Source organism: Kitasatospora sp. NPDC004272 (assembly GCF_053603035.1).
Map to the genome: position 1 here is coordinate 1 of NZ_JBSGET010000137.1, position 24,067 is coordinate 24,067.

At 74.2% G+C, this 24,067-nt stretch carries 18 protein-coding genes and 1 pseudogene; 14 read left to right on the top strand and 5 right to left on the bottom strand.

The features are described 5' to 3' along the window. The 5 genes and pseudogenes from ACWEO5_RS31080 to ACWEO5_RS31100 all read left to right on the top strand — a co-directional run. Positions 1-259, top strand: a pseudogene (locus ACWEO5_RS31080) (hypothetical protein); the annotation flags it as partial. Between the two features lie 198 nt (positions 260-457). Next, positions 458-2,314, top strand: coding sequence for a hypothetical protein (locus ACWEO5_RS31085; protein ID WP_452165509.1), 1,857 nt, complete (start codon positions 458-460; stop codon positions 2,312-2,314). Positions 2,315-2,668: 354 nt separating this feature from the next. Then, a complete protein-coding gene (locus ACWEO5_RS31090) occupies positions 2,669-5,500 on the top strand; it encodes a cellulose binding domain-containing protein (protein WP_452165510.1) in 2,832 nt (943 codons plus the stop codon). 171 nt (positions 5,501-5,671) lie between these two features. Further along, positions 5,672-6,394 (top strand): hypothetical protein, encoded by a 723-nt coding sequence (locus tag ACWEO5_RS31095; protein WP_452165511.1) that lies wholly within the window; start codon positions 5,672-5,674, stop codon positions 6,392-6,394. Positions 6,395-6,518: 124 nt separating this feature from the next. Further along, positions 6,519-6,890: a DUF6191 domain-containing protein gene (locus tag ACWEO5_RS31100; protein ID WP_452165512.1), complete on the top strand. Its 372-nt coding sequence runs from the start codon at positions 6,519-6,521 to the stop codon at positions 6,888-6,890. Here ACWEO5_RS31100 and ACWEO5_RS31105 read toward each other — a convergent pair. From ACWEO5_RS31105 to ACWEO5_RS31115, 3 genes are all read right to left on the bottom strand, one after another. Then, positions 6,880-7,611 carry a dienelactone hydrolase family protein gene (locus ACWEO5_RS31105; RefSeq protein WP_452165513.1) on the bottom strand — a complete coding sequence of 244 codons (732 nt, stop codon included), beginning with the start codon at positions 7,609-7,611 and terminating at the stop codon, positions 6,880-6,882. The genes ACWEO5_RS31100 and ACWEO5_RS31105 overlap by 11 nt on opposite strands. A 208-nt stretch (positions 7,612-7,819) precedes the next feature. Next, positions 7,820-8,803: an acetylxylan esterase gene (locus tag ACWEO5_RS31110; RefSeq protein ID WP_452165514.1), complete on the bottom strand. Its 984-nt coding sequence runs from the start codon at positions 8,801-8,803 to the stop codon at positions 7,820-7,822. Positions 8,804-8,882: 79 nt separating this feature from the next. After that, positions 8,883-9,692 carry a FadR/GntR family transcriptional regulator gene (locus ACWEO5_RS31115; RefSeq protein WP_452165515.1) on the bottom strand — a complete coding sequence of 270 codons (810 nt, stop codon included), beginning with the start codon at positions 9,690-9,692 and terminating at the stop codon, positions 8,883-8,885. A gap of 212 nt (positions 9,693-9,904) precedes the next feature. Here ACWEO5_RS31115 and ACWEO5_RS31120 point away from each other — a divergent pair, with 212 nt between their 5' ends. The 8 genes from ACWEO5_RS31120 (at position 9,905) to ACWEO5_RS31155 (ending at position 20,961) form a co-directional block, all read left to right on the top strand. Then, complete coding sequence (locus tag ACWEO5_RS31120; RefSeq protein WP_452165516.1) at positions 9,905-11,515, top strand: ABC transporter substrate-binding protein; 1,611 nt, start codon at positions 9,905-9,907, stop codon at positions 11,513-11,515. Positions 11,516-11,669: 154 nt separating this feature from the next. Next, positions 11,670-12,620 (top strand): ABC transporter permease, encoded by a 951-nt coding sequence (locus ACWEO5_RS31125; RefSeq protein ID WP_452165517.1) that lies wholly within the window; start codon positions 11,670-11,672, stop codon positions 12,618-12,620. A gap of 2 nt (positions 12,621-12,622) precedes the next feature. Continuing rightward, a complete protein-coding gene (locus ACWEO5_RS31130) occupies positions 12,623-14,569 on the top strand; it encodes an oligopeptide/dipeptide ABC transporter ATP-binding protein (RefSeq protein WP_452165518.1) in 1,947 nt (648 codons plus the stop codon). Then, a complete protein-coding gene (locus ACWEO5_RS31135) occupies positions 14,566-15,549 on the top strand; it encodes an oligopeptide/dipeptide ABC transporter ATP-binding protein (RefSeq protein WP_452165519.1) in 984 nt (327 codons plus the stop codon). The genes ACWEO5_RS31130 and ACWEO5_RS31135 overlap by 4 nt, the downstream gene beginning before the upstream one ends. Then, a complete protein-coding gene (locus ACWEO5_RS31140) occupies positions 15,546-16,469 on the top strand; it encodes a dihydrodipicolinate synthase family protein (protein ID WP_452165520.1) in 924 nt (307 codons plus the stop codon). Before ACWEO5_RS31135 ends, ACWEO5_RS31140 begins: the two co-directional genes overlap by 4 nt. A 416-nt stretch (positions 16,470-16,885) precedes the next feature. Next, positions 16,886-17,767 carry an ROK family protein gene (locus ACWEO5_RS31145; protein WP_452165525.1) on the top strand — a complete coding sequence of 294 codons (882 nt, stop codon included), beginning with the start codon at positions 16,886-16,888 and terminating at the stop codon, positions 17,765-17,767. A 267-nt stretch (positions 17,768-18,034) separates the two neighbouring features. Next, positions 18,035-18,736, top strand: a complete 702-nt coding sequence (locus ACWEO5_RS31150) for an N-acetylmannosamine-6-phosphate 2-epimerase (protein ID WP_452165521.1) — start codon at positions 18,035-18,037, stop codon at positions 18,734-18,736. A gap of 413 nt (positions 18,737-19,149) precedes the next feature. Then, positions 19,150-20,961 (top strand): sialidase family protein, encoded by a 1,812-nt coding sequence (locus ACWEO5_RS31155; RefSeq protein ID WP_452165522.1) that lies wholly within the window; start codon positions 19,150-19,152, stop codon positions 20,959-20,961. Positions 20,962-20,968: 7 nt separating this feature from the next. Here the strand turns inward: ACWEO5_RS31155 and ACWEO5_RS31160 are convergent, their stop codons facing one another. Then, positions 20,969-21,730, bottom strand: a complete 762-nt coding sequence (locus ACWEO5_RS31160) for a FadR/GntR family transcriptional regulator (protein ID WP_344550169.1) — start codon at positions 21,728-21,730, stop codon at positions 20,969-20,971. Positions 21,731-21,905: 175 nt separating this feature from the next. After that, positions 21,906-23,345: a sialate:H+ symport family MFS transporter gene (locus tag ACWEO5_RS31165; protein WP_452165523.1), complete on the bottom strand. Its 1,440-nt coding sequence runs from the start codon at positions 23,343-23,345 to the stop codon at positions 21,906-21,908. Positions 23,346-23,521: 176 nt separating this feature from the next. On the opposite strand from ACWEO5_RS31165, the gene ACWEO5_RS31170 reads away from it, so the two are divergent. Continuing rightward, positions 23,522-24,067, top strand: a 546-nt coding sequence (locus ACWEO5_RS31170) for an IMP cyclohydrolase (protein ID WP_452165524.1), incomplete at its 3' end; no start/stop codon positions are given.

Here is a 24,067-nt window from a genome sequence, read left to right on the forward strand (position 1 = left end):
CGTGCAGGCGGGCCCGGTGGGAGTGGCGCAGTTCGACCCGGTCGAGGCGGTAGGGCGGCCGGCAGCCCCGGCGGCCGGCCCGCAGACCCGGGCGGCGGCCGGGGAGCGGACGCAGAGCGTCACCCCGCTGGCGAAGAGCAAGAGCAAGAAAAAGAAGAAGAAGGGCGGCCTGATCGGCTTCCTGGTGGTGGCGCTGCTGGTGGTCCTGGTGGTCGGCGTGGTGCTGTGGCTGATCGTCCGGAGGAACCGGCGCTCCTGAGCCCGCCCGCCCGCACCGCACCCGGCTCCGTCGCCCCGGTGGCGGGTGCGGTGCGGAGGCGAGCGATCCGCTTGTGCGGCGGGCGAGTTGGAGGTTCCGTGGAGACCGTCCGGGCAGCGGGGCGACCGGGCTAGGGTCGTTGGCCCATGCATCCGTCCGCACCGGCGCGGGCGGGCAGCCCGGAGGGGAGGGCCGCCGATGGCCCACTACGAGGTGACCGCGATCGACGTCCGGGGCACGGAGCTCGGCCGCCGCACCGACACCGTCCCGCCCGACCTGGCCCGGACCGGGGCGTTCGGCGACGCGCACCGGGCCGGGTACGTGCTGGTGCGGCACGAGCGGGGCTGGACGGCGTTCGGGCGCGACGGCGAGGGGGACTGGCACGTCCTGTGCGACGGGGCCCCCGAGGAGGCCGCGTACGAGATGGTGCTCTGGTTCGAGCTGCTGCACCACTACCCCGGGCCGGGCCGGGACGACCCGGACCACCCGCTGGCCGGCCCCCCGGCGCCGGGCCCGCGCGGGCAGTTGGGCCGGGCCGACGCGCTGCGGCTGGCGGCCGAGCGGGCCGCCGCGGGCGGCACCGGGCCGGAGGTGGACGAGCTGGCGGCGGAGCGCTTCGCGGGCGGCTGGTACGTGTACGTGCCGGCGGAGGTGGACGACAGCGACCCGGCGGCCTTCCTGGACTCGCTGACGGTGGGCGCCCCGGTGTTCCTGGTCGGCGACCAGGGGCGGGTCCGGGAGGCGAGCACCTCGCTGCCGCCGCAGGTGCTGCGCGAACGCTTCCGGGCCGAGGAGGCGTTCATCCGCCGCCGGCCCGCCGAGGAGGCGCACATGGCCGAGTTCGCCGCCGCCTTCGAGCGGGCCGCGCGGGCCGACGACGCGCCCGCCGCGGCCTCGTTCACCGTGGTGGACGGCCCGGAGGCCCTCGCCGCCCGGGCCGCCGGACTGGTCGACCCGATCGTGCAGCAGGTCTCCCTGCTCGGGTCGCCCGGCTGGGACGGCTTCACCGCGGTCTTCTCCTGCGCCGTCGGCGCCGACGTCGCGCAGGTCCGCTTCCGGTACGGCGGACGGGAGGAGGCGGTGCGCGTCCCGGAGAGCCTGGCCGTGCTGGTCCGCCGCCAGCGCCACCTGGCCGCCCGGCTGCCCGCCGGGCCCTGGTACCGGCTGGTCCTGGTCGCCGACGTCCGCCCGGGCGGCGCCGGGGTGCTGACCGACTACGACTACGGGGACGAGCCGCTGCCCGCCGACCAGCTGCTGCCCGCCCCGTACTACCGCGAGGACCTGCTCGCCTACCCGCGCCCCACCGTCCCCGCCTGGCTGACCCGGCACCTGGCGGCCGCCCCCGGCACGCCCGCGCCCGCGCAGCCGCAGCCCGCGCAGCCGCAGCCCGCGCAGCCGGAGCCGGCGCCCGTGCAGCCGCAGCAGGCCGCTCCCGCTCCCGCGAAGTCGGCGCCGCCGGCCCCCCGCGTCGTCGTGGACTCCGAGCGGCACCGCCTGTACGCCGACACCTCCCGGATCAACCGCGGCCGGGAGTCGATCGCGCTCGACGACATCGAGTGGGTCTCCTACTCGGTCTCCCGGACCGTCACCCACCGGCTGTTCTGGATGAACTCGTACACGACGACGCACGGCTTCGGGGTCGGCCCGGCCGGCCGCGGCCTGGCCGACCTGTCGTTCACGTCCTACCGGAAGGCCGTCGAGACGCCGCCGGAGTGGACGGCGCTGGTCGAGCTGGTGCAGCGGTACGTCGAACCGCGGCTGGTGGAGGAGCAGTTCGAGCTGATCGCCGCCGGGGGAACGTCCATGATCGGCGAGCTGCGGGTGGACCGGGACGGGATGGCCGCCCGGGTCAACACCGGCTGGAAGGGGCGCAACGAACTGCTGGCGTGGCACGAACTGGCCCCGGTGCGGGTGGAGAACGGCATGGTGACGCTGTACCGGACCGGGGAGCCGAAGCCGCTGTTCCACCTGCCGCTGCACCGCGCCAACGTGGTGCTGCTGCCCGCCCTGCTCCCGCCGCTGGCCCGGCTGTTCACCGGCCGGGCGCGCGGCTGACCGTCCGGCGGCGCCCGCCGTCCGGGCCGGCTCGCACCGGGCGGCGGGCACTGGTACAAGGCTGTCGAACGACTGTCGAATACGCCCCGGCGGGGTGTCGGGGCGGGCCGCCGCGCAGGTCGCACGCAGGCGAAAGAGCTGTCGAATATCTGTCGAACGCGGGGCCCCGAAAGGTTTCGACGGGGCGTCAACCACCCTTGGAGGAAGGGTTTCGGGGGGTGCGGGCGATGTAACTTTCACCGCGGGCGCGTCACTGACCTGCGATTTTACACGCTCTCGAAACGGGGTCGTTGTCGGGCGGGTGGACCGGGCCGCTTTTCTGGTCCCCCCACCCGTGACCGAGGAGAGTCCCCCATGACCCCTGTCCCCCTGGAGCGCCGGGCCGCCTCGCGGCCCCCGGTGCGCGGACGCCGGCCGGTGCTGGCGACGGTGGCCGCCGCGGCCGCCCTCGCCGCCTGCGTGGCGACCGCGGCGCTGCCCCAACTGTCGGCCAGCGCGGCCGAGTCGACGACCGCCGCGAGCCAGCCGTACACCTGGAACAACGTGCAGATCGGCGGTGGCGGGTTCATCCCGGGCATCGTCTTCAACCAGGGGCAGCAGGGCCTGGTGTACGCCCGCACCGACATCGGCGGCGCGTACCGGCAGGACCCGGCCACCAAGCAGTGGATCCCGCTGCTGGACTCGCTGGGCTGGGACGACTGGGGCCTGACCGGCGTGGCCAGCCTCGCCACCGACGCCAAGAACCCGAACCGGGTGTACATCGCGGCGGGCACCTACACCAACAGCTGGGACCCGGCGAACGGCGCGATCCTGCGCTCCACCGACCAGGGCAAGACCTGGCAGCGCACCACCCTGCCGTTCAAGGTCGGCGGCAACATGCCGGGCCGCGGCATGGGCGAGCGCCTGACCATCGACCCGAACAACAGCGCGGTGCTGTGGTTCGGCGCCCCGAGCGGCAAGGGCCTGTGGCGCAGCGCCGACTACGGCGTGACCTGGTCGCAGGTGACGGCCTTCCCGGTGACCGGCACCTACGCGCCGGACCCGACCGACACCTCGGGCTACCAGAACGACCCGCTGGGCGTGCTGTGGGAGGTGTTCGACCAGGGCAGCGGCACCGTCAACGGCGTCACCAAGACCATGTACGTCGGCGTCGCGGACAAGCAGAACAGCATCTACCGCTCGGACGACGGCGGCACCAGCTGGACCCGGATCGGCAGCCAGCCCACCGGCTTCGTCCCGCACAAGGCGGTCCTCGACGCGTCCGGCGGCAACCTGTTCGTCTCGTACTCGGACACCGGCGGCCCGTACGACGGCGCGCACGGCGACGTGTGGAAGTACGCGACGGGCACCGGCACCTGGACGAACGTCAGCCCGGTGCCGTCCTCGGACAGCAGCAACAACTTCTTCGGCTACTCGGGCCTGACCGTCGACCGCCAGCACCCCAACGTGCTGATGGTGACGGGCTACAGCTCGTGGTGGCCGGACACCCAGATCTGGCGCTCCACCGACTCGGGCGCCACCTGGAAGCCGTTCTGGTCGTACAACGGGTACCCGACCCGGGCCGACCAGTACTCGATCGACATCTCCTCGGTGCCGTGGCTGACCTTCAACGCGAACGTCTCCGCGCCGGAGGAGTCGCCGAAGCTCGGCTGGATGACCGAGTCGCTGGAGATCGACCCGTTCGACTCGGACCGGATGATGTACGGCACCGGTGCGACGCTGTACGGCTCCTCGAACCTGACCAACTTCGACAAGGGCACCAAGGTCGGCATCGCCCCGGTGGTCAAGGGCCTGGAGGAGACCGCGGTCAACGACCTGATCTCGCCCCCCACCGGCGCGCCGCTGCTCAGCTCGCTGGGCGACCTCGGCGGGTTCAAGCACGACGACCTGACCAAGGTCCCGGCGAAGATCTTCTCCCAGCCGAACCTGACCTCCGGCACCTCGATGGACTTCGCGGAGTCCTCGCCGGCCACCATGGTCCGGGTCGGTGAGACCGCCTCCGGCTCCACCGAGAAGCACATCGGCTTCTCGATGGACGGCGGCGCCAACTGGTTCGCGGCCTCCGCCGAGCCGACCGGCGTCACCGGCGGCGGGCAGGTCGCGATCGCGGCCGACGGCTCGGCCACCGTGTGGAGCCCGAAGGGCACCGGCGTGTACCGCACCACCGGGACGGGCAGCTCCTGGACGGCCGTCACCGGCCTCCCGGCGGGCGCGGGCGTGCAGGCCGACCGGGTCGACCCGAAGACCTTCTACGGCTGGTCCGGCGGCACCTTCTACGTCTCCACCGACGCGGGCGCCACCTTCACCGCCAAGGCGAGCGGCCTGCCCACCGAGTCGGTCCGCTTCAAGGCCGTCCCCGGCACCAAGGGCGACGTCTGGCTGGCCGGCGGCACCGCCACCACCAGCTACGGCCTGTGGCACTCCACCAACGGCGGCGCGACCTTCACCAAGCAAGCGGGCGTCGACCAGGCCGACAACATCGGCTTCGGCAAGGCCGCCCCCGGCAAGACCTACCCGGCGATGTACACCTCGGCGAAGATCGGCGGCGTGCGCGGCCTGTACCGCTCCGACGACGCGGGCGCCAGCTGGGTCCGGATCAACGACGACGCCCACCAGTGGGGTTGGACCGGCGGCGCGATCACCGGTGACCCGCGGATCTACGGCCGGGTCTACGTCGGCACCAACGGCCGCGGCATCATGTACGGCGACAGCGCGGGCGGCGTCTCGCCCTCCCCGAGCGCGAGCACCTCGTCCTCCGCCTCGCCGTCCCCGTCGGCCTCGACCTCCCCGTCCTCGTCGCCGTCCTCGTCCCCCTCCTCCTCGCCGTCCTCGTCCCCGTCCTCCTCGCCGTCCGGCACCTCCTCCTGCGAGGTCACCTACGCGGTGTCCAGCCAGTGGGGCGGCGGCTTCGGCGCCAACGTGACGGTGGCCAACAAGGGCACCACGGCGGTCAACGGCTGGACGGTCAAGTGGGCCTTCCCGAGCGGACAGACCGTCACCTCGCTGTGGAACGGCACCGTCACCCAGAGCGGCGCGCAGGTCACCGTCACCGACGCGGGCTACAACAAGGCGATCGCGCCCGGGAGTTCCACCTCCTTCGGCTTCAACGCCAGCTGGAGCAGCGCGAACACCGCCCCGACCGCGTTCACCCTGAACGGCACCGCGTGCAGCGTGAAGACCGGCTGACGCGCTGACCGACCCGTCGCCCCCGCCCGGGATTCGTCCGGGGCCGGTCGGGGGCGGCGGCACCACGGCGGAGCCCGGGTCGCCCATGTCTCGTGGGGAGGCGGCCCGGGCTCCGTCGCGTCCCCCGGAAACGCGGTGGCCACCCGGCGGACGGCGTGCTGTACTCGGCGGATGGTCAACGGGAGCGGGAACGGGCGGATGCGGCTGCGGGTGACCGGCCGGCCGGTGACCGCCGCGGCGGGGGCGCACCTCGCCCGGGTGCTGGACACCGGGCCGATGCTCCGCAGCACCTTCTTCCACCCGCCCGACCTCCGCGTCGCCTTCCTGTACGGGAGCCGCGCCGACCTGCTGCGCCTGGGCGCGCTGTTCCGGCTCGCCGCGACCAGCCCGCACAGCGCGCTGCACGTTCCGGCCCCGCCGGGGCCCGCCCCGATGAACGCCCGGACCACCCCCCTGCTGGTGGCCCGCGAGGACACCGGCCTGCGCCCGTCCGACTGGCCCGCGCTGCGCCGCGGGGCGCACCGCGGCGCCGCACCGCTGACGGTCACCGCCCCGGCCCCGCGCCCCGCCGAGCGCACCGACGCCGTCCACCGCCTGTCCGAGCGCCACCCGGCCCGGTACGCCGAGCACGCCGACACCTCCTTCGTCCTGGCCCGCCCCGAAGTCCTGTTCTGGATGGGCGACTCGCTGACCGCGGCCGGGGAGGCCGTCGCCACCGACCGCGAGCTGCACCGCAAGGGCGAGAGCTACCAGAACGACTGGGTCGGCTTCTTCGTGCCGGAGCACGCCGACGGCCCGATGCACGCGCTGTGCGTGGTCGCCGCCGACCCGATCTTCCACCGCGCCCGCTGGCAGCGCCGGCCCGCGCCCGGCGCCGGGGCCGGGGCCGGTTGACGACTCCGGCTCCGGCGCCGTCCGGGAAGTACCGTTCGGGGAACCACCGTTCGGCCACGGGTCGTTCGCCGATCGGAACACGGCGCAGGGAGCGTCGTGCAACTGGGGTAACGGATCGATGGCCATGGCGTTCGCTCTCACCCTGCCCGGCCTGGCACTGGCGGTGGTGCTGTGCGCGCTCGGCGCGACGGTGCTCCGGCGGCTGGCCGGTTCGCAACTGGTCCCGGCCCGGTTCCGGCGACGGCCGGACCGGGTCGGCGGCGCGCCCTCGGTGTCCGGCGTCGCCCTGGAGGTGTTCACCGGCTCGGTGAACACCGGCAAGGCCGCCGAACTGGAGGAACGCTCCGCCGAGGCGATGCGCCGCGACGAGGAGGGCGACGCCGCGCCGCCCCGCTCGACCGTCGACCTGGGCACGGGCCGCGCCGTCATCGTGCTCCCGCAGCGGCCGGCCGGCCCCGGGGAGTCGAGCGGCGGCCCCGGCGGGCTCAGCCGGTGAGGGCCGTACCGAGCAGCGGGAGCAGGCGGTCCCAGTGGTGCCGGAGGGCGGCGGGGGCGAAGGCGTCGGTGTCGGGCATGGTGAAGCCGTGGACGGTGCCCGGGTAGATCTCGGACTCGTGGTCGACCCCGGCGGCGTCGAGCTCCCGGCCGAGCGCGTCGAACTGCTCGGGCGTCAGGTCGCTCGCGGCGTGGCCGAAGTGGGCCCGGGCGGTGATCCGCCGGAACTCCTCCGGACCGGCCGCGCCCACCGGGGCGTGGAACGCGGCGAGGGCGGCCACCCGGTCGGGGCGGGCGGCGGCGGTGTGCACCGCGTACAGGCCCCCGATGCAGTACCCGGTCACCCCGACCGGGCCCGGGGCGGTCTGCGGCCGGGCGGCGAGGAAGTCCAGGTAGGGCTCGGCGTCACGTCGGACGAGCGCGGTGGTGTGCGCCTCGATCATCGGCATCAGCCGGGCGAAGAGCGCGGGCCGGGCGTCCTGGTCGATGCGCTCGGGCAGGTCGAACAGCGGGGTCGGGCCGTGCCGGTGGAAGACGTTCGGCACCAGCACGCTGTAGCCGTGGTCGGCCAGTTCGCCGGCCAGCTCGCGCAGCGCGGGCCGGAGGCCGAACCCGTCCGGGTACATCAGCACGCCGGGGTGCCGCCCGCCGCCCGCGGGGAAGGCGGCGATCGCGTCGGCCGGGCCGTCCGGGGTGGGGACGTGCAGGGTTTCGATGGGCATGGGTGTCTCCTGTCGTCGGTCTGACCTGTCTGGTGTTCCTGTCGGTCGGACGCGACGGTGGAGGGGCCCGCGCGGCGCTCAGCGGAGCGTCGGGTCACCGTTCCGTGTGTGGCACGAGGCCGTCCCGGTCGTCATGGTGACCCAACGTAGCCCGTCGGCCGCGCGGGGGCGAACGGTTTCCCCCCCGGTCGCCGGACCGGGCTCCCGGTCAGCCGATCCGCTCGCGCAGCCAGGCGAGCTTCGCCGCCAGGTGGACCTCGCCGCCGCCCTCGTGGCCGTTGAACTCGTAGACGCGCAGCGCCTTCTCGCCGGGGTGGGCGTGGTAGGCGGCGAAGCAGCCGGAGGGCGGGCAGATCGGGTCCATCAGGGCGATGGAGAACAGGGCGGGGGCCTGGATCCGGGCGGCGAGCAGGGCGGCGTCGAAGTAGGCGAGGGTGGCGAAGGTGCGGGTGATGCGGTCGCGGTGCAGGCGCAGGTACTCGGCGATCTCGGTGAACGGCGGCTGGGGGGCGGTGCGGACGCCGCGCGGGAAGTCGCAGAGGAACGGGACGTCGGGCAGCACGCCGGCCAGCGGGCCGTCCGCCGCGAGGGTGTCCAGTGCGGCCACCGCGAGGGAGATGCCGCCGCCCTGGCTGATGCCGGTGACGGCGATCCGGGCCGGGTCGACCTGCGGGAGGGCGCGGGCGGCGGCCAGGAAGCGGACCGCGTCGGTGTAGACCCGGCGGTAGTAGTAGTCGTCGGGGTGGTCGAGGCCGCGGGTGAGGAACCCGGGGACGGCGCCCGCGGGTTGGGCGGCCGGGTCGTCGGTGCGGCCGGGGGCGGCGGACCAGCCCTGGCCGCGGGTGTCCATCACCAGGTGGGCGTAGCCCGCGCAGGCGTAGGTGAGGTTCTCGTGCGGGAGTCCGGCGCCGCGGCCGTAGCCGAGGTACTCGACCACGCAGCCGAGCGGGCCGCTCGCCCCGGCGGGGAGGTGCAGCCGGCCGTGGACGGGGTGGCCGCCGAAGCCGGGGACGGTGAGGTCGTAGGTGTCGACCAGGGTGAGGCCGTTGGGGACGGGGGTGAGGTCGGGGCGTTCGACGGCCGGTCCGGCTTCGGCGAGGGTGCGCCGCCAGAAGGCGTCCAGGTCGGCGGGTTCGGGGAGTTGGGGGCGGTAGGCGAGGCACTCGTCGAGGGTGAGGTCGGTCAGCGGCACGGCTGTCTCCGGGGCTGGGGGAGCTGGAAGCACCCGGATCGTAGGTCAGACATCAGATGTCTGTCGACCGGCGAGGGGCTCAACCCCGACTCGCGCCGGCCTCCGTACGGGCGAGCGCCTCCGCGCGGGCGGCGGCGATCCGGCGGCGGACCGGGACGTAGTGCCGCCGGACGGCCTCGGTGAACCGGCGGGGGTCGCCGATCCGCAGCGCCTCGACCATGGCGCGGTGCGCCTCGACGGTGTCGGCCTCGTCCTGCGCGGTGACGATGTTCAGGTGCGGGGCGACCACCGCGTGCACCTCCCAGCAGGCCGAGGAGAGTTGGGCGACCAGCTCGTTGGCCAGCGGTTGCAGCAGCAGCGCGTGGAAGCTGCGGTCGGCCGCCACGATGTCCTGCCCGAACTGCAGGCGCATCTCCATCTCGCCGACCAGCTCGGCGAGTTGCTCCAGGTGGACGGGGAGCAGGGCGTCGATGATCCGGGCCGCCATGGCGCGCTCGAACAGTTCGCGGACGTCGACCAGGTCGGAGAGCACCCGGAAGTCGTCGTCGGGGCTGAGCAGGCCGCGGAAGCTGAGGCTCTCCACCAGGGCGGAGAGGCTGAGCCGGCCGACGAAGGTGCCGTGGCCGTGCCGGACCTGGACGATGTCCAGCGCGTCCAGCACCTTGACGGCCTCGCGGACGCTGGAGCGGCCGGCGCCGAAGATCTCGCAGAGCTCGTTCTCGCTGGGCAGCGCGTCGCCCGGCTTGAGCCGGCTCTGCAGGATGTACCCCTTGATCTGGTCGACCACCGGCGGCTTGGCCGGGCCGGGGCCGGAGCGGAATGCCCAGGTCGGCGGGCTGGCCCGACCCTCAGGGCCGTTGCCGAATCGTGAACCTGCGGCGGTCGTCATCCCTTGACCCTCCCCTGTGGCGGCGGCTACGTTCACACCCTAACAGCTCAGACATCAGATGTCTGATGACAGATGAGCTGCCGCTCTCTTGCTCGAACCTGCTCGTACCTGCTCGTCCCGCCGGGGATTCCGACCCGGCACCCCCTCGCGGCCCGCCTGTCCGGGCCCGGGCTGACACCCCCTCACTCCGCCCTCCCCCACAAGGAGTTCCCGTGCTGGAACGGACGTCCAAGGAAGTCGACCGCCGCGGCTTCCTGCGCCTGGTCGGCGCCCTCACCACCGCCACCGCGATCGCCGGTTCGGTCGCCGCCTGCGGCGGCCCGTCCTCCACCGCCGCGGGCTCCACCTCCGGCGGCGACGCCAAGGGCGGCAGCGACGGCACCATCGAGGCCGGCATCTCGTACGCCCTGTCCACCGGCTTCGACCCGATGACCTCCTCGGGCGCCACCCCGGTCGCCGCCAACCTGCACGTCTTCGAGGGCCTGGTCGACCTCGACCCGGCCACCCGCGAGCCGTACCCGGCGCTGGCCACCGCGATGCCGCAGCAGGTGGACGACACCACCTGGCGGGCGCAGCTGCGCTCCGGGGCGACCTTCCACGACGGTTCGCCGGTCACCGCCGAGGACGTGGTGTTCTCCTTCACCCGGATCCTCGACCCGGCGAACTCCTCGCTGATCGTGCAGTTCCTCCCGTTCCTGGACACCGTCACGGCAGTGGACCAGAACACCGTGGAGTTCAAGCTGAAGTACGCGTTCCCGCTGTTCGCGGCCCGGGTCTCGGTGGTCAAGGTCGTCCCGAAGAAGGTCGTCGAGGCGGACCAGAAGGCGTTCGACGCCAAGCCGACCGGCTCGGGCCCGTACAAGGTGGTCGAGGCGACCCGGCAGGACAAGATCGCCTTCCAGCGGCACGACGCCTACAACGGCCCGCGCCCGGCCAAGGCCGCGTCCATGGTGTGGCGGCTGACCTCGGACCCGACCGCGCGGGTCTCCTCGCTGGTGTCGGGCCGGGTCCGGGCGATCGAGGACGTGCCGTACGTCGACGTGGCCGGACTGAAGGGCAAGGCCGTCACCGAGTCGGTGGAGAGCTTCGGCAACCTGTTCCTGATGTTCAACTTCACCCGCAAGCCGTTCGACGACAAGCGGGTGCGGCAGGCGCTGCACTACGCGCTGGACGTGGACAAGATCGTCGCCACCGCGATGTACGGCAACGGCACCGCCTCCACCAGCTACCTGCAGCCCAGCCACCCGGACTACCACCGGGCGGCCACCGTCTACGGGCACGACCCGGAGAAGGCGAAAGCGCTGCTGGCGGAGGCCGGGGCCGGCGGGCTGTCGGTGACCCTGCTGACCACCAACACCGGCTGGGTGAACGACATCGCGCCGCTGATCAAGGAGAGCTGGGACGCGGTCGGCGTGAGGACCACGCTGGACATCGGCGACTCCTCCGGCCAGTACAAGAAGGTGGACGCGGGCGACTTCGGCGTGATGGCCGCGCCGGGCGACCCCTCGGTGTTCGGCAACGACGTCGACCTGCTGCTGCGCTGGTTCTACGGCGCGGGCGTGTGGACCACCAAGCGGTTCCGCTGGGACGGCTCGCCGGAGGACCAGCAGGTCCGCGGCCTGCTCGACCAGGCCGCGCGGACGGCCGACCCGGCGGCCCGCTCGGCGCTGTGGAACCAGGTGATCGACCTGGTCGCCGAACAGGCCGTGCTGTACCCGGTGGTGCACCGCAAGCTGCCCACCGCGTGGGACGACAAGAAGCTGACCGGCTTCAAGCCGCTGCCCACCACCGGCCTCTCCTTCCTCGGCGTCTCCGCCGCGTAGGCGCTTCCGCTGCGCAGGCACTGCGCCGCGCAGGCGTTTCCGCCGCGCAGGCACCGCGCCGCGCAGGCGGCCGCGCCCGCTCGACGGGCGCCGGGGCCCGGACCGCCGCACCGGGCCGGGCCCCGGCGCTTCCCCTCCTCCCTAGGACTCCTTCATGCTCGTATTCCTCCGGCTCGCGCTGCGGCGGCTCGCGATGCTGCCGGTGATGGTCCTCGGCGTGACCCTGCTGGTCTTCGTGGTGCTCCAGTTCTCGCCCGCCGACCCGGCGTACAACGCCCTCGGCGACGGCGCCTCGGAGCAGGCCCGGCAGGCGTTCGCCGCCGCCAACGGCCTCGACGACCCGCTGCCGGTGCGCTACGTCCGCTTCCTCGGCGACCTGCTGCACGGCGACCTCGGGGTGACCGTGCCACCCAGCACGCCCGTCTCGGACCGGATCGCCACCGCGTTCCCGCTGACCCTGCAACTGACCCTGCTGGGCCTGGCGATCGCGATCGTGCTGGCGCTCGCCCTCGGCATCACCGGCGCGCTGTACCGCGACCGCTGGCCCGACCAGCTGACCCGGGTGCTGTCGATCTCCGGCGTCGCCGTCCCGTCGTTCTGGCTCGGCATCGTGCTGATCCAGGAACTCGCCCTGAACCGCTCGATCCTGCCGACCGGCGGCTACGTCAACCCGGCCGACTCGCTGAGCGGTTGGCTCAAGACGATGATCCTGCCCGCCGTCTCGCTGGCGATCCCGGTGGCCGCCGGGCTGGCCCGGCTGGTGCGCACCTCGATGGTCGCCGAACTCGACCGCGACTACGTGCGCACCGCGACCGGCAACGGCCTGCCGCGGGCCGTGGTGATCCGCGGCGTGCTGCGCAACGCGCTGGTGACCCCGCTGACGGTGCTGGGCCTGCGGGTCGGCTACCTGCTGTCCGGCGCCGTGGTGATCGAGACCATCTTCGACCTCCCCGGCATGGGCAAGCTGATCCTGGAGGGCGTCACCGGCGGCGACGTGGCCCTGGTGCAGGGCACGGTGCTGACCATCGCGGTGGTCTTCCTGGCCGTGAACGTCCTCGTGGACCTGCTCGTCCTGCTCGTCAACCCCCGTGTCAGGACGGTGTGATCATGCGTATCGGACTCCTGCGCTCGCTGGCCCGGCCCGGCATCGCCTTCCGCCGGCTGTCGCCCGCCGCCCGGATCGCCCTCGGCGTGCTGCTGCTGGTGCTGCTCGCGGCCGCCCTCGGCCCGCTGTTCACCCAGGACCCGCTGACCACCGGCATGCCGGTGCAACCCCCCAGCGGCGCCCACTGGTTCGGCACCGACCGGGCCGGGCGCGACGTGTTCGCCCGGGTGGTCGGCGGCGCCCGCTACTCGCTGGTGATCGGCCTCGGCGCGACCCTGGTGGCGCTGCTGCTGGGCAGCGTGCTGGGTGCGTTCGCCGCCACCTCCCGCAAGGCGGGCGACGAGGGCGTGATGCGCACCCTCGACGTGGTGATGGCCTTCCCGCCGATCGCGCTGGCCGCCGTGCTGGTGACCATCTTCGGCACCAGCGTGCCGATCCTGGTGTGCACCATCGCCTTCGTCTACGTGCCGATGCTGACCCGGGTGGTGCGCGCCAACGTCCAGTCCCAGTACGGCGAGGACTACGTGGCCGCCGAGCAGGTGATCGGCGCCCGGCGCGGCTGGATCGTGCTGCGGCACGTCGCCGTCAACTGCGCGGCGCCGGTCGCGGTGTTCGCCACCGTGCTGGTCGCCGAGGCGATCATCTTCGAGGCCAGCCTGTCCTTCCTGGGCGCCGGCGTGCAGCAGCCCAACCCGAGCTGGGGCAACGTGCTGGCGTACGGGCAGCAGATCCTGCTGGCCGGCGGCTGGTGGGCCACGCTCTTCCCCGGCCTGGCGATCCTGGTCACCGTGCTGGCGCTGAACGTGCTCGCCGAGGGCCTCACCGACGCCACCGCCTCGCCCGCCGAGTCCGTTCCCGCGCAGGGCGGTCCGGAGCCCGCCGCGGTGGCCGTCGAGCCCGAGGACGCCCGGGTCCCGGCCGCGCTGGAGGTGCTCGCCGAGCGGATCGCCGCCCGGCCCGGTCCGGTGGCGCCCGTCCCGGCGGACGCGCCCGAACTGCTCGCGGTGCGCGACCTGTCGATCCGCTTCCCCGACCGGTACGGCGAGGTCGCCGTGGTCGACGGCCTGTCCTTCACCGTCCGGCAGGGCGAGACCCTGGGCCTGGTCGGCGAGTCCGGCTGCGGCAAGTCGATCACCTCGCTGGCCGTGATGGGCCTGCTGGCCCGGGGCGCCGAGGTCTCCGGCCGGATCGAGTACCGCGGCCGGGACCTGCTCGCCGTGGACGCCAAGGAGCGCCGCGCGCTGGCCGGCCCCGAGATCGCCATGGTCTACCAGGACGCGCTCTCCTCGCTCAACCCGTCCGTGCTGGTCGGCAGGCAGCTGCGCCAACTCACCTCGCGCGGCGGCACCAAGACCCCCGCCGAACTGCTCGAACTGGTCGGCCTCTCCCCCGAACGCACCCTGCGCTCCTACCCGCACGAGCTCTCCGGCGGCCAGCGCCAGCGCGTCCTGATCGCCATGGCGCTCTCCCGCGACCCGAAGCTGCTGATCGCCGACGAGCCGACCACCGCGCTCGACGTCACCGTGCAGGCCCAGGTCGTCGAACTGCTGGTCCGGCTGCGCGAGGAGCTCGGCTTCGCCATGGTGCTGGTCTCCCACGACCTCGCCCTGGTCGGCGACCTGGCCCACCGGGTGGCCGTCATGTACGCCGGACAGCTCGCCGAACTCGGCCGCACCGACGCCCTGTTGACCGACCCGGCGCACCACTACACCCGCGGCCTGCTCGGCTCGGTGGTCTCCCTGGAGGCCGGATCCGAGCGGCTGCACCAGATCCGCGGCGTGGTACCCGCCCCGCAGCGCTTCAACTCCGGCTGCCGGTTCGCCACCCGCTGCGCCGCCGCCACCGAGCTGTGCCGCACCACCCCGCCGCAGGCCGCCGACCGCTCCGCCGGACACGCCTTCGCCTGCCACCACCCGGCGGCCGACCGCCTCGAAGGGAGCCTGCGATGACAACTCCGGTACTCGGCTTGGACGGTGTGCACGTCCGCCACCGGGCCCGCAGCGGCGGCCTGTTCAAGCGGGACGCGGTGCACGCCCTGACCGACGCGAACCTCACCGTCGGCAAGGGCGAGATCCTCGGCCTGGTCGGCGAGTCCGGCTGCGGAAAGTCCACCCTGGCACGGGTGTTGACCGGACTCCAGCGCCCCACCGAGGGCATCGTCTCCTTCCGCGGCGAGGACCTGTGGGCACTACCCGGCAGTCGGCGCCGCCGCGAGTTCGGCTCCAGCGTCGGCATGGTGTTCCAGGACGCCTCCACCGCGCTCAACCCGCGGCTGCCGATCGGCCGGATCCTGCGCGACCCGTTGGACGTCCACCGGCGCGGCACCCCCGCCGAACGCGAGTCCCGCGTCGAGGAGTTGCTCGACCTGGTCGGCCTGCCCGGCCACGTGGTGCGCAACCTGCCCGGCCAGCTCTCCGGCGGCCAGCGCCAACGCGTCGCCATCGCCCGGGCGCTGGCCCTGGAGCCGGAGATCGTGGTCGCCGACGAGCCGACCAGCGCGCTGGACGTGTCCGTCCGCGCCCAGGTCCTCAACCTGCTGGTCGACCTGCGCGAACGCCTCGGCCTGGGCATGGTGTTCATCTCGCACGACATCCAGACCGTGCGGTACCTCGCCGACCGGCTGACCGTGCTCTACCTCGGCCGGGTGGTCGAGGAGGGCCGCGCCGAACAGGTCGCCGCCGCGCCCGCCCACCCGTACACCCGGGCCCTGCTCTCCGCCACCCCCAGCCTGCTGGAGGACACCGAGCGGATCGTCCTGCACGGGCCCGTCCCCTCCGCCACCAACCCGCCCTCCGGCTGCCCGTTCCGCACCCGCTGCTGGAAGGCCGACGACGCCTGCGCCACCGCGTTCCCCGCCCCCGACGGCGACGACGCCCGGCGCTGGCACTGCGTCCACCCCGAGACCGTTCTTCCGAGGAGCACCTCATGACCGCCCGCCGCCCCGCCTTCTCCGGCGTCGTCCCGCCCGTCGTCACCCCGCTCACCGCCGACGGCGAGATCGACACCGCCTCGCTGGAGCGCCTGGTCGCCTTCCTGCTGGAGGGCGGCGTGGACGGCCTGTTCGCGCTCGGCAGCTCCAGCGAGACCGCCTACCTCACCGAGGCCCAGCGCACCCGCGTCCTGGACGTGGTGGTCGGCGCGAACGCCGGCCAGGTGCCGGTGATCGCCGGCTGCATCGAGACCACCACCAGCCGGGTGATCGAACGGGCCCTGATCTCCCGCGGGTCGGGCGCGGACGCGGTGGTCGCCACCGCGCCGTTCTACACCCGCACCCACCCCGTGGAGATCGAACGGCACTTCCGCGAGATCGCCGCCGCGGCCGAACTCCCGCTGTTCGCCTACGACATCCCGGTCTGCGTGCACAACAAGCTGGACACCGCGATGCTGCTGCGACTGGCCGCGGACGGCGTGCTGGCCGGCGTCAAGGACTCCTCCGGCGACGACGTCGCCTTCCGCTACCTGTGCCTGGGCGCACGGGAGTTGCCCTACTTCGCGGTCCTCACCGGCCACGAGGTGGTGGTCGACGGCGCCCTGCTCGGCGGCGCGGACGGCGTCGTCCCCGGCCTCGGCAACGTCGACCCGCACGGCTACCGCCGCCTCGCCGACCACGCCGCCGCCGGCGACTGGGCCGCCGCCGCCGCCGAACAGAACCGGCTGGCCCGGCTGTTCGAGATCGTCACCGTCGCGAAGGACACCTCCGGCACCGCCGCCGGCCTGGGCGCCTTCAAGACCGCGCTGATGCTGCGCGGCATCATCACCACCAACACGATGAGCCCCCCCATGGCCCCCTACGACGCCGCGCAGACCGCCGCCGTCGCCACCCTCCTCGACCGGGCCGGGCTGCGATGACCTCCGACACGGAACCCGCCCCCGCCGGCGCGGCAGGACCGGGCAGCGCGGCGGACGCCGCGAGTGCCCCGGGCGACGCGGGCGACGCGGGCGACGCGGGCCCGGGCCGTTCCGGCGGCGGGGCACGACCAGAGCCGGAAGCCTCCGGCGGTGGGGCGCCGGGACGGGAAGCCTCCGGCCGACCGACAGACCCGGGCAGCACTGCGGGTGCCACAGGCACTGCGGGTGCCACAGGCACTGCGGGTGCCACAGGCACTGCGGGTGCCACAGGCGTCGTAGGCCCGGGCCGTTCCGGCGGCGTGGTAGGTGTCGGCGGCGCGACACCGCTGCAGTGCACGCCCGTCGCGTCGCCCACCCGGGCCCGGCCGGTCTCCGCCGCCAGCACCGCTGACCGGTCCGGCCCGGTCGTCGCCGGGGTGGACATCGGCGGGACGAAGACCTCCGCCGCGCTGGTCGGGCCGGACGGTGCGGTCGGACCGGTCGTCACCGTGCCCACGCCCGCCGCCGAGGGGCCGGGCGCCGTGCTGGCGGCGGTCGCCGGGGCGGTGCGGGCCCTCGGCGGCGCGCCGGTCGCGGTCGGGGTCGGCAGCGCCGGGGTGATCGACCCGGTGCGCGGGTGCGTGCTCTCCGCGACCGACGCGATGCCGGGCTGGGCGGGAACCGAACTCCGCAGCGGGCTCAGCGAGTTGCTCGGCCTCCCGGTCGCCGTCGACAACGACGTGCACGCGCACGCGCTCGGCGAGGCGTGGACGGGGGCCGCCCGGGGCGCCCGCTGCGTGCTGCTGGTCGCGGTCGGGACGGGCGTCGGCGGCTCCCTGCTGATCGACGGCCGGGTCCACCACGGTGCCCGGCAGGTCGCCGGGCACCTCGGCCACCTCGCCGTCCCCGACGCCACCGGCCTGCCCTGCACCTGCGGCGGCACCGGCCACGTCGAGGCGGTCGCCGCCGGACCCGCCCTGCACGCCGCGTACCGCCGCGCGGGCGGCTCCCCGGACGTCCCCGACCTGCGGGCCGTCGCCGCCCTGGCCGGACAGGGCGACCCGCTCGCCGCCGACGTGCTGGCCACCGGCGCCCGCGCCCTCGGCCGGGCGATCGGCGGCCTCGCCAACGTCCTCGACCCCGACCTGGTCCTGATCGGCGGCGGCGTCGCCCACTGCGGCCCTGCCTGGTGGGACCCGCTGCGCGCCGCCTTCACCGCCGAACTCCTCCCCCCGCTCGCCGAACTCCCGCTCACCCCCTGCGCCCTGGGCCCCACCGCCGCGATCGTCGGCGCGGCCCGCCTGGCCACGGCGCTCTAGCCCCGCCAGGGGCTCGGCTACGAACGGCGGGAGGCGAAACCAGGGGCTCGGGGAACGGCGAGCCCGGGTCTGCTGACGGTTCACTGCCGGAGCGCGCATCGGCTATCGGTTCCGTCACAGACACGCAGCAGCACGAACCTCCGACGGGCTCCGGCCGCCAGCAGCACGGACTCGCCGTTCCCCGAGCCCCTGGAGGTGCTCTCTCGTGCGTTCTTCCCGAGTCCCTGATTTCGCACCCCGCCATTCCCCTCTCACTGGAGACTTCCCATGCCTGAAAATCAACTCCCCTCCCCCGTCGAAAGGTTGCGTGGTCGTCTGATCGTCTCCTGCCAGGCGTACCCCGGTGAGCCGCTGCGCGACCCGGACGCGATGCGGCGGATGGCGCTCGCCGCGCTGGAGGGCGGGGCGGCCGGCATCCGGGCCCAGGGGCTGGCGGACCTGCGGGCGATCCGCGCGGCGACGGACGTTCCGCTGATCGGGCTGTGGAAGGACGGCGCCTCGGGGGTGGTGATCACGCCGACCGCCGAGCACGTCCGGCAGGTCGCGGCGACGGGGGCGCAGGTCGTGGCCCTGGACGCGACCTCCCGGCCCCGGCCGGACGGGCGGCCGCTCGCCGAGTCGTTCGCGGCCGCTTGCGAGGCGGGCGCGCTGGTGATGGCCGACGTCGCCACCTTCGAGGAGGGCCTGCGCGCCACCGAGTTGGGCGCCGACCTGGTGGGCACCACGCTGTCCGGCTACACCGACGACTCCCCCCGCCAGCCCGGCCCGGACCTCGACCTGGTGGTCCGGCTCTCCGCCGCCCTGCCCCTGCCCGTGGTCGCCGAGGGCCGGATCCACTCCCCCGCCCAGGCCCGCGCCGCCCTGGAGGCCGGCGCCTTCGCGGTCGTGGTGGGCACCGCGATCACCCATCCGACCACCCTGACCCGCTGGTTCGCCGCCGAGGTCGGCGCCGCGCACCGCCACGGATAGCCGCGCCCTCCCGCTCCCGCTCCACCGCGTACGTCCCAGCACGGCGGGCGGAGCCGGGTTCAACGACTACACCCGAACCGCCCCCGCCCCCGCCCCCGCCCCTGCCCCCGGAAGTCCGGTCGTTCCGGGTGGTGCCGGGGCGTTCCGGCAGCACGACCGCGCCGCGCACGGCGCTCCGCCGACGGGCGCGGACGGCTATGCCCGCTTTCCCACGTCGGCCGGGGCCTCCCACCCCAGACATCAGATGTCTTACGTCAGACCCCTTGACCGTCACCCCGCGCGCTCCCTAGGGTCACTGACCAGACATCAGATGTCCTCGCTCCGATGTCTCGGCTCCCCGCCCGTCCGCCGGCACCCCCACGCACCACAGCCGGCCGACGCGGCATCCCCCTCGGACGATTGCGAGCACCTCCGTGGCCCTGTCCCCTCCGCACGCCCGCGCCCTCCTCTCGGTCGGCGCCCTCACTCTCGCCGCGCTCCCGCTGGGCGTCGGCGGCGCGTCCGCCGCCGTCCCGGCCGGCCAGTCGGCCGTGGTCAGCCAGGACTGCGCCTCCGGCGGCCGGATCCAGCAGACGGTGGTGAACAACACCGCCGCCCCGACCACGTTCACCCTGACCTGGCCGGGCAACGGCAGCTGGACGGCGACCGTCGCGGCCTTCGACTCCTCGCACTTCTACTTCACCAAGCCGTCCGGCACGGCCTACACCTTCCGCACCACCACCCCGCAGGGCTACGACAGCACCGTCAGCGGCACCCTGGACTGCACGAACGCGCTGGCCGCGAACGTCAGCCTGGAGTGCCCGCGGAACGCCGACGGCTCGCTGCCCGCGAGCCACCGCCTGCGGGTGACGCTGGACAACCGGACCTCCGCCGCGCAGACCTTCACCGTGGCCTGGCCCGGCCGGGCCCACTCGCCCTGGACGGTGACCGTCCCGGCGATGTCCGGTGACTCCTCGCTGTACTGGACCCTGCCGAACGGCACCCCGTACGCCTTCAACCTGTCGGCGGCCGGGAGCAGTTGGACCGACACCGAGTCCGGCACCGCCAGCTGCGGCCTGGCGCCGGGCACCCCGGGGATGAACGCGCAGACCGTGCTGACCACCGGCACCCCGATCAGCGGCGTCAACACCCTTGCCGCCGACGGGGTCTCGTACACCACCACGACCACCACCGCGAAGTCGGTGCGGATCCCGGCGCTGGCCCAGACCGCGTCCGGCACGGTGATCGCCACCGCCGACGCCCGGATCGACGGCGGGGCCGACCTCGGCGGCGGGACGAACAACATCCAGGTGGTGATGGTCCGTTCGACCGACGGCGGGGTGACCTTCTCCGCGCCGCGGATCATCGCGCACCCGGCCACCACCAAGGAGGGCTACGGGGACTCCAGCCTGCTGGTCGACCGGACCACCGGCCGGGTGTTCTGCTTCTTCACCTACGCGCCCGGGGTCGGGGTCGGCTACTACGGCTCCACCGCCGGGGACACCTCGGCCGCCTCCACCACCAACACCCACGTCAGGTACGTCACCTCGGACGACGACGGCGCCACCTGGAGCACCCCCGTCGACCTCAACCCGTCGGTGAGGGACGCGGGTTGGGCCGGCATGTTCGCCTCCTCCGGGCACGGCGTGCAGCTCGCCTCGGGCCGGCTGGTGCAGCCGATGGTCTACCACGACGCGGCGGGCGACCACGCGGCGAACCTCTACTCCGACGACCACGGCGCGAGTTGGCACGCGGGCGGCTCGGCGGCCACCGGCGTGAACGAGTCCAAGGCGATCCAGCGCGGCACCGGCAAGGTCGTCCAGAACATGCGCTCCAACGCGGGCGGCAACCGCTGGTACGCGACCACCACCGGCGGCACCGACGTCGCCGGGACGTTCGGCACCGCGTGGAACTCCGGCCTGCTGGACCCGGGTTGCAACGGCGACGAGATCTCCTACCTGCGCCCCACCGACACCGACGGGGCCGGCCGCCCGCTGCTCAGCTCCACCGCCGTCCTGTCCAACACCGCCACCTCCGACAACGCCACCCGCCAGGACCTCACCGTCCGGATCAGCCAGGACGACGGCGCCAGCTGGCCGCACCGCGCCCTGCTCAAGGCCGGCCCGAGCGGCTACTCCAGCGCGGCGGTGCTGAACGACGGCACGGTGGCCGACCTGTACGAGATCGGCGGCACCGGCGGCATCGTGTACACCGCCTTCACCACCGCCTGGGTGAGCACTTCCTGACGTTCCGTCAGCTTCCGTTCTGCGCGGCGGCCTTGGCGTTGCGTTCGCGGGCGGCGGCGATCCGGCGGCGGGCCGGGCGGTAGTGGGCCTCGACGGCGCGGTCGAAGGCGGTGGGGTCGCCGGCGCGGACGGCGGCGACCACGGCGCGGTGGGCGTTGACGGTGTCGAGTTCGTCCTGCTTGGTGATGACGTGCAGGTGGGGGGCGACGATGCCGTAGACGTCCCAGCAGGCGGAGGAGAACTGGCTGATGATCTCGTTCTTGAGCGGTTCGACCAGCAGGGCGTGGAAGCGGCGGTCGATCGCGATGACCTCCTGGCCGGCGGCCAGTCCGGCCTCCATCTCGTCGACGAGTTCTTCGAGGGCGGTGAGGTGGTCGGCGTGCAGGGTGTCCAGGATCCGCTGGGCCATGCCGCGTTCCAGCACCTCGCGGACGTCGACGAGTTCCTCCAGCACCTTGAAGTCGTCGTCGGGGCTGAGCAGTCCGCGGAAGGTGAGGCCCTCGACCAGGGCGGACATGCTGAGCCGGCCGACGTAGGTGCCGTGGCCGTGCCGGACCTCGACGATGTCGAGCGCGTCGAGGGTCTTGACGGCCTCGCGGACGCTGGAGCGGCTGGCGCCGAGCGCCTCGCACAGTTCGCCCTCGCTGGGCAGCAGGTCGCCGGGGCGCAGCCGGTTGTCGATGATGTAGCGCTTGATCCGCTCGGCCACCTCGTGCCGGCGCAGCGGACGCGGCGACGCGGCGCCCTTGGTGCGGATGGTCTCGGCCACCGGTGCTGTCCCCACTTCTCCGCCTCCCGGCGCGTTCCGCCGGGTGTTCCACCGCGTGGCGTCGGGCCACGGGGGGCTGCCAGCGTACCAGTCCGGTCCGCGGACATCCGATGTCTGACCAGCAGGCGGGAAGCGGGCGGAAAGGGGCCGGGACGGTGGTCGGGACGGGCGGCGGTCAGGACGGGCGGCGGTCGGCGAGCCGGTGCAGGCGGCCGGGGACGTCCAGGCCGATCAGCAGGATGACGACCAGGCTGAGGCCGAAGGTCAGCACGGCCAGCGACTGGCCGAGCGGGCGGCCCTCGGCGAGGCGGGCGCCGAGCAGCGGGGCGACGGCGCCGCCGAGCGCGCCGACGTTGTAGACGAAGCCGAGTCCGGAGGCGCGGCGTTCGACCGGCAGGTGGCCGCCGAGGTAGCGGGGCAGCAGGCCGGAGATGCCGAAGCTGGTGGCCTGGAGCAGGAACAGCAGGACGCCGAGCAGCAGCAGGTCGTCCTGGACGGCGAAGACCGGGAAGACGAAGGCGAGCGAGGCGGCGAGGGTGAGCGCGTACGCCTTGGCCGGGCCGAGGCGGTCGCCGGTGAACCCGGCCAGCACGCAGCCGGCGGCGGTGCCGAACCCGGCCCAGAACAGCACGTCCCGGACCTGGTCGGCGCTGTAGTGCAGTTCGGTCTTGAGGTAGGTGGGCAGCAGCGCCTGGATCGGCCAGGTGTACAGGAACCCGGCGAACACGGTGGCGGTCAGCGCGAGGTAGAGCACCCGGTGGTCGGGGCTGCCGAGCCGGACGGCCAGGGTGCCGAGGGCGGCGGCGGCGAGCAGGGCGAGCGTCCAGGCGGTGGCGGCGGTCGGGGCCCGGCCGGTGAACAGGGTCAGCAGGGCGGCGAAGGCGCCGGCCGCGAGGGCGAGGTGGAGGGCGGCCCGGCGCGGCGAGGGGGTGCCGTCGGGGCGGGTGAACAGCGGGCGGAACGGGTTGGGGCGGGTCGCGGTCTCGGCGATCGCCTCCTCCCAGTCGTCGGCCTCGGGCAGGGCGCGGCGCATCCAGAGCGCGAACAGGGCGGGCAGCACGCCGAGGTAGAACATCCAGCGCCAGCCGAGCGCGGGCACCACCTGGCTGTAGACCTGGGCGGCGAGGACGGTGCCGATCGAGTAGCCGGAGATCAGGAAGCCGCTGGCCCGGCCGCGCACCCGCTCCGGCCAGCTCTCCATCACGTAGGTGGCGCTGGCGCTGTACTCCCCCGCCATCCCGAGCCCGACCACCAGCCGGGCGGCGTACAGCGTGCCGTAGCCCTGGGCGAGGCCGCAGGCCAGGGTGCCGAGGGAGAACAGCAGGATGCTGGCGGTCATCGCGGCCCGCCGCCCGTGCCGGTCGCCCAGCGCGCCGAGCAGCATGCCGCCGAGCCAGCGGCTGACGAACGCAGCCGAGACCAGCGAGGCGGCCCGCACGGCGTCGAGTCCGAACTCGGCCCCGACCTCGGTGAGGACGAGGGTGATCAGGACGAAGTCGAAGCCGTCCAGCACGTAGCCGCCCCAGGCGGCGGCGAACGCCGTCCAGCCGCGCCGGCCCACCTGCCGGTACCAGCGCTCCGGCCGGGCTTCGCTGCTTCGCGGCGGTCGGTCCATCGCGGCAGGATATCCGGAGGCCCGGATTCCGATCGAGGCCGGGCCGGACGGACGCCCCGGCCCGGCCGCCGGGGGCACTGCCTACACTGAACGCGCTCCGCGCGCCCGGGTGGAAGAACCCTTCCTGACGGGCCGTCAACGGTGCCCGTTCCGAATCGAAAGAGAGACTCACAACGGTGAGCGACCTGACCGACCTGCTGTCGTCCAACCCCTATCCCGGCCGGGGCGTGCTGTGCGCCCGGACGCGTTCCGGGGCCGTCCTCGGCGGCTACTTCCTGACCGGCCGCAGCGCCGCGTCCAAGGACCGGGCCGTGCGCCCGGTGGGCGGGGAGCTGGTGGTGGGGCCGGTGGCAGAGGTGGAGCACGACCCGCTGCGGCACTACACGGCCGCCACCGCGACCGACGAGTGGCTGGTGTTCGGCAACGGCGAGCAGGTCGCGCAGGTGACGGAGCGCCTGCGCGGGGGCGCGTCGGCCACCGAGTCGCTCAGCGGGCTGGAGTACGAGCCCGACCCGCCGATCCGCACCTCCCGCGTCACGGCGCTGATCAGCCGGGACGGCGGCCGCCGGGCGGTGCTGGGCGCGGCCCGCCCCAGCTCCGGCACCCGGCCGAGCAGCAACGTCATGGCGCCGACCGTTCGAGCGCTCGCTCGGCTCGCCGAACAGCGCACTGGTCGGACAAGAGCGCCCTCGGTCCAGCGGTGTGCAGCAGTCGATCATCGG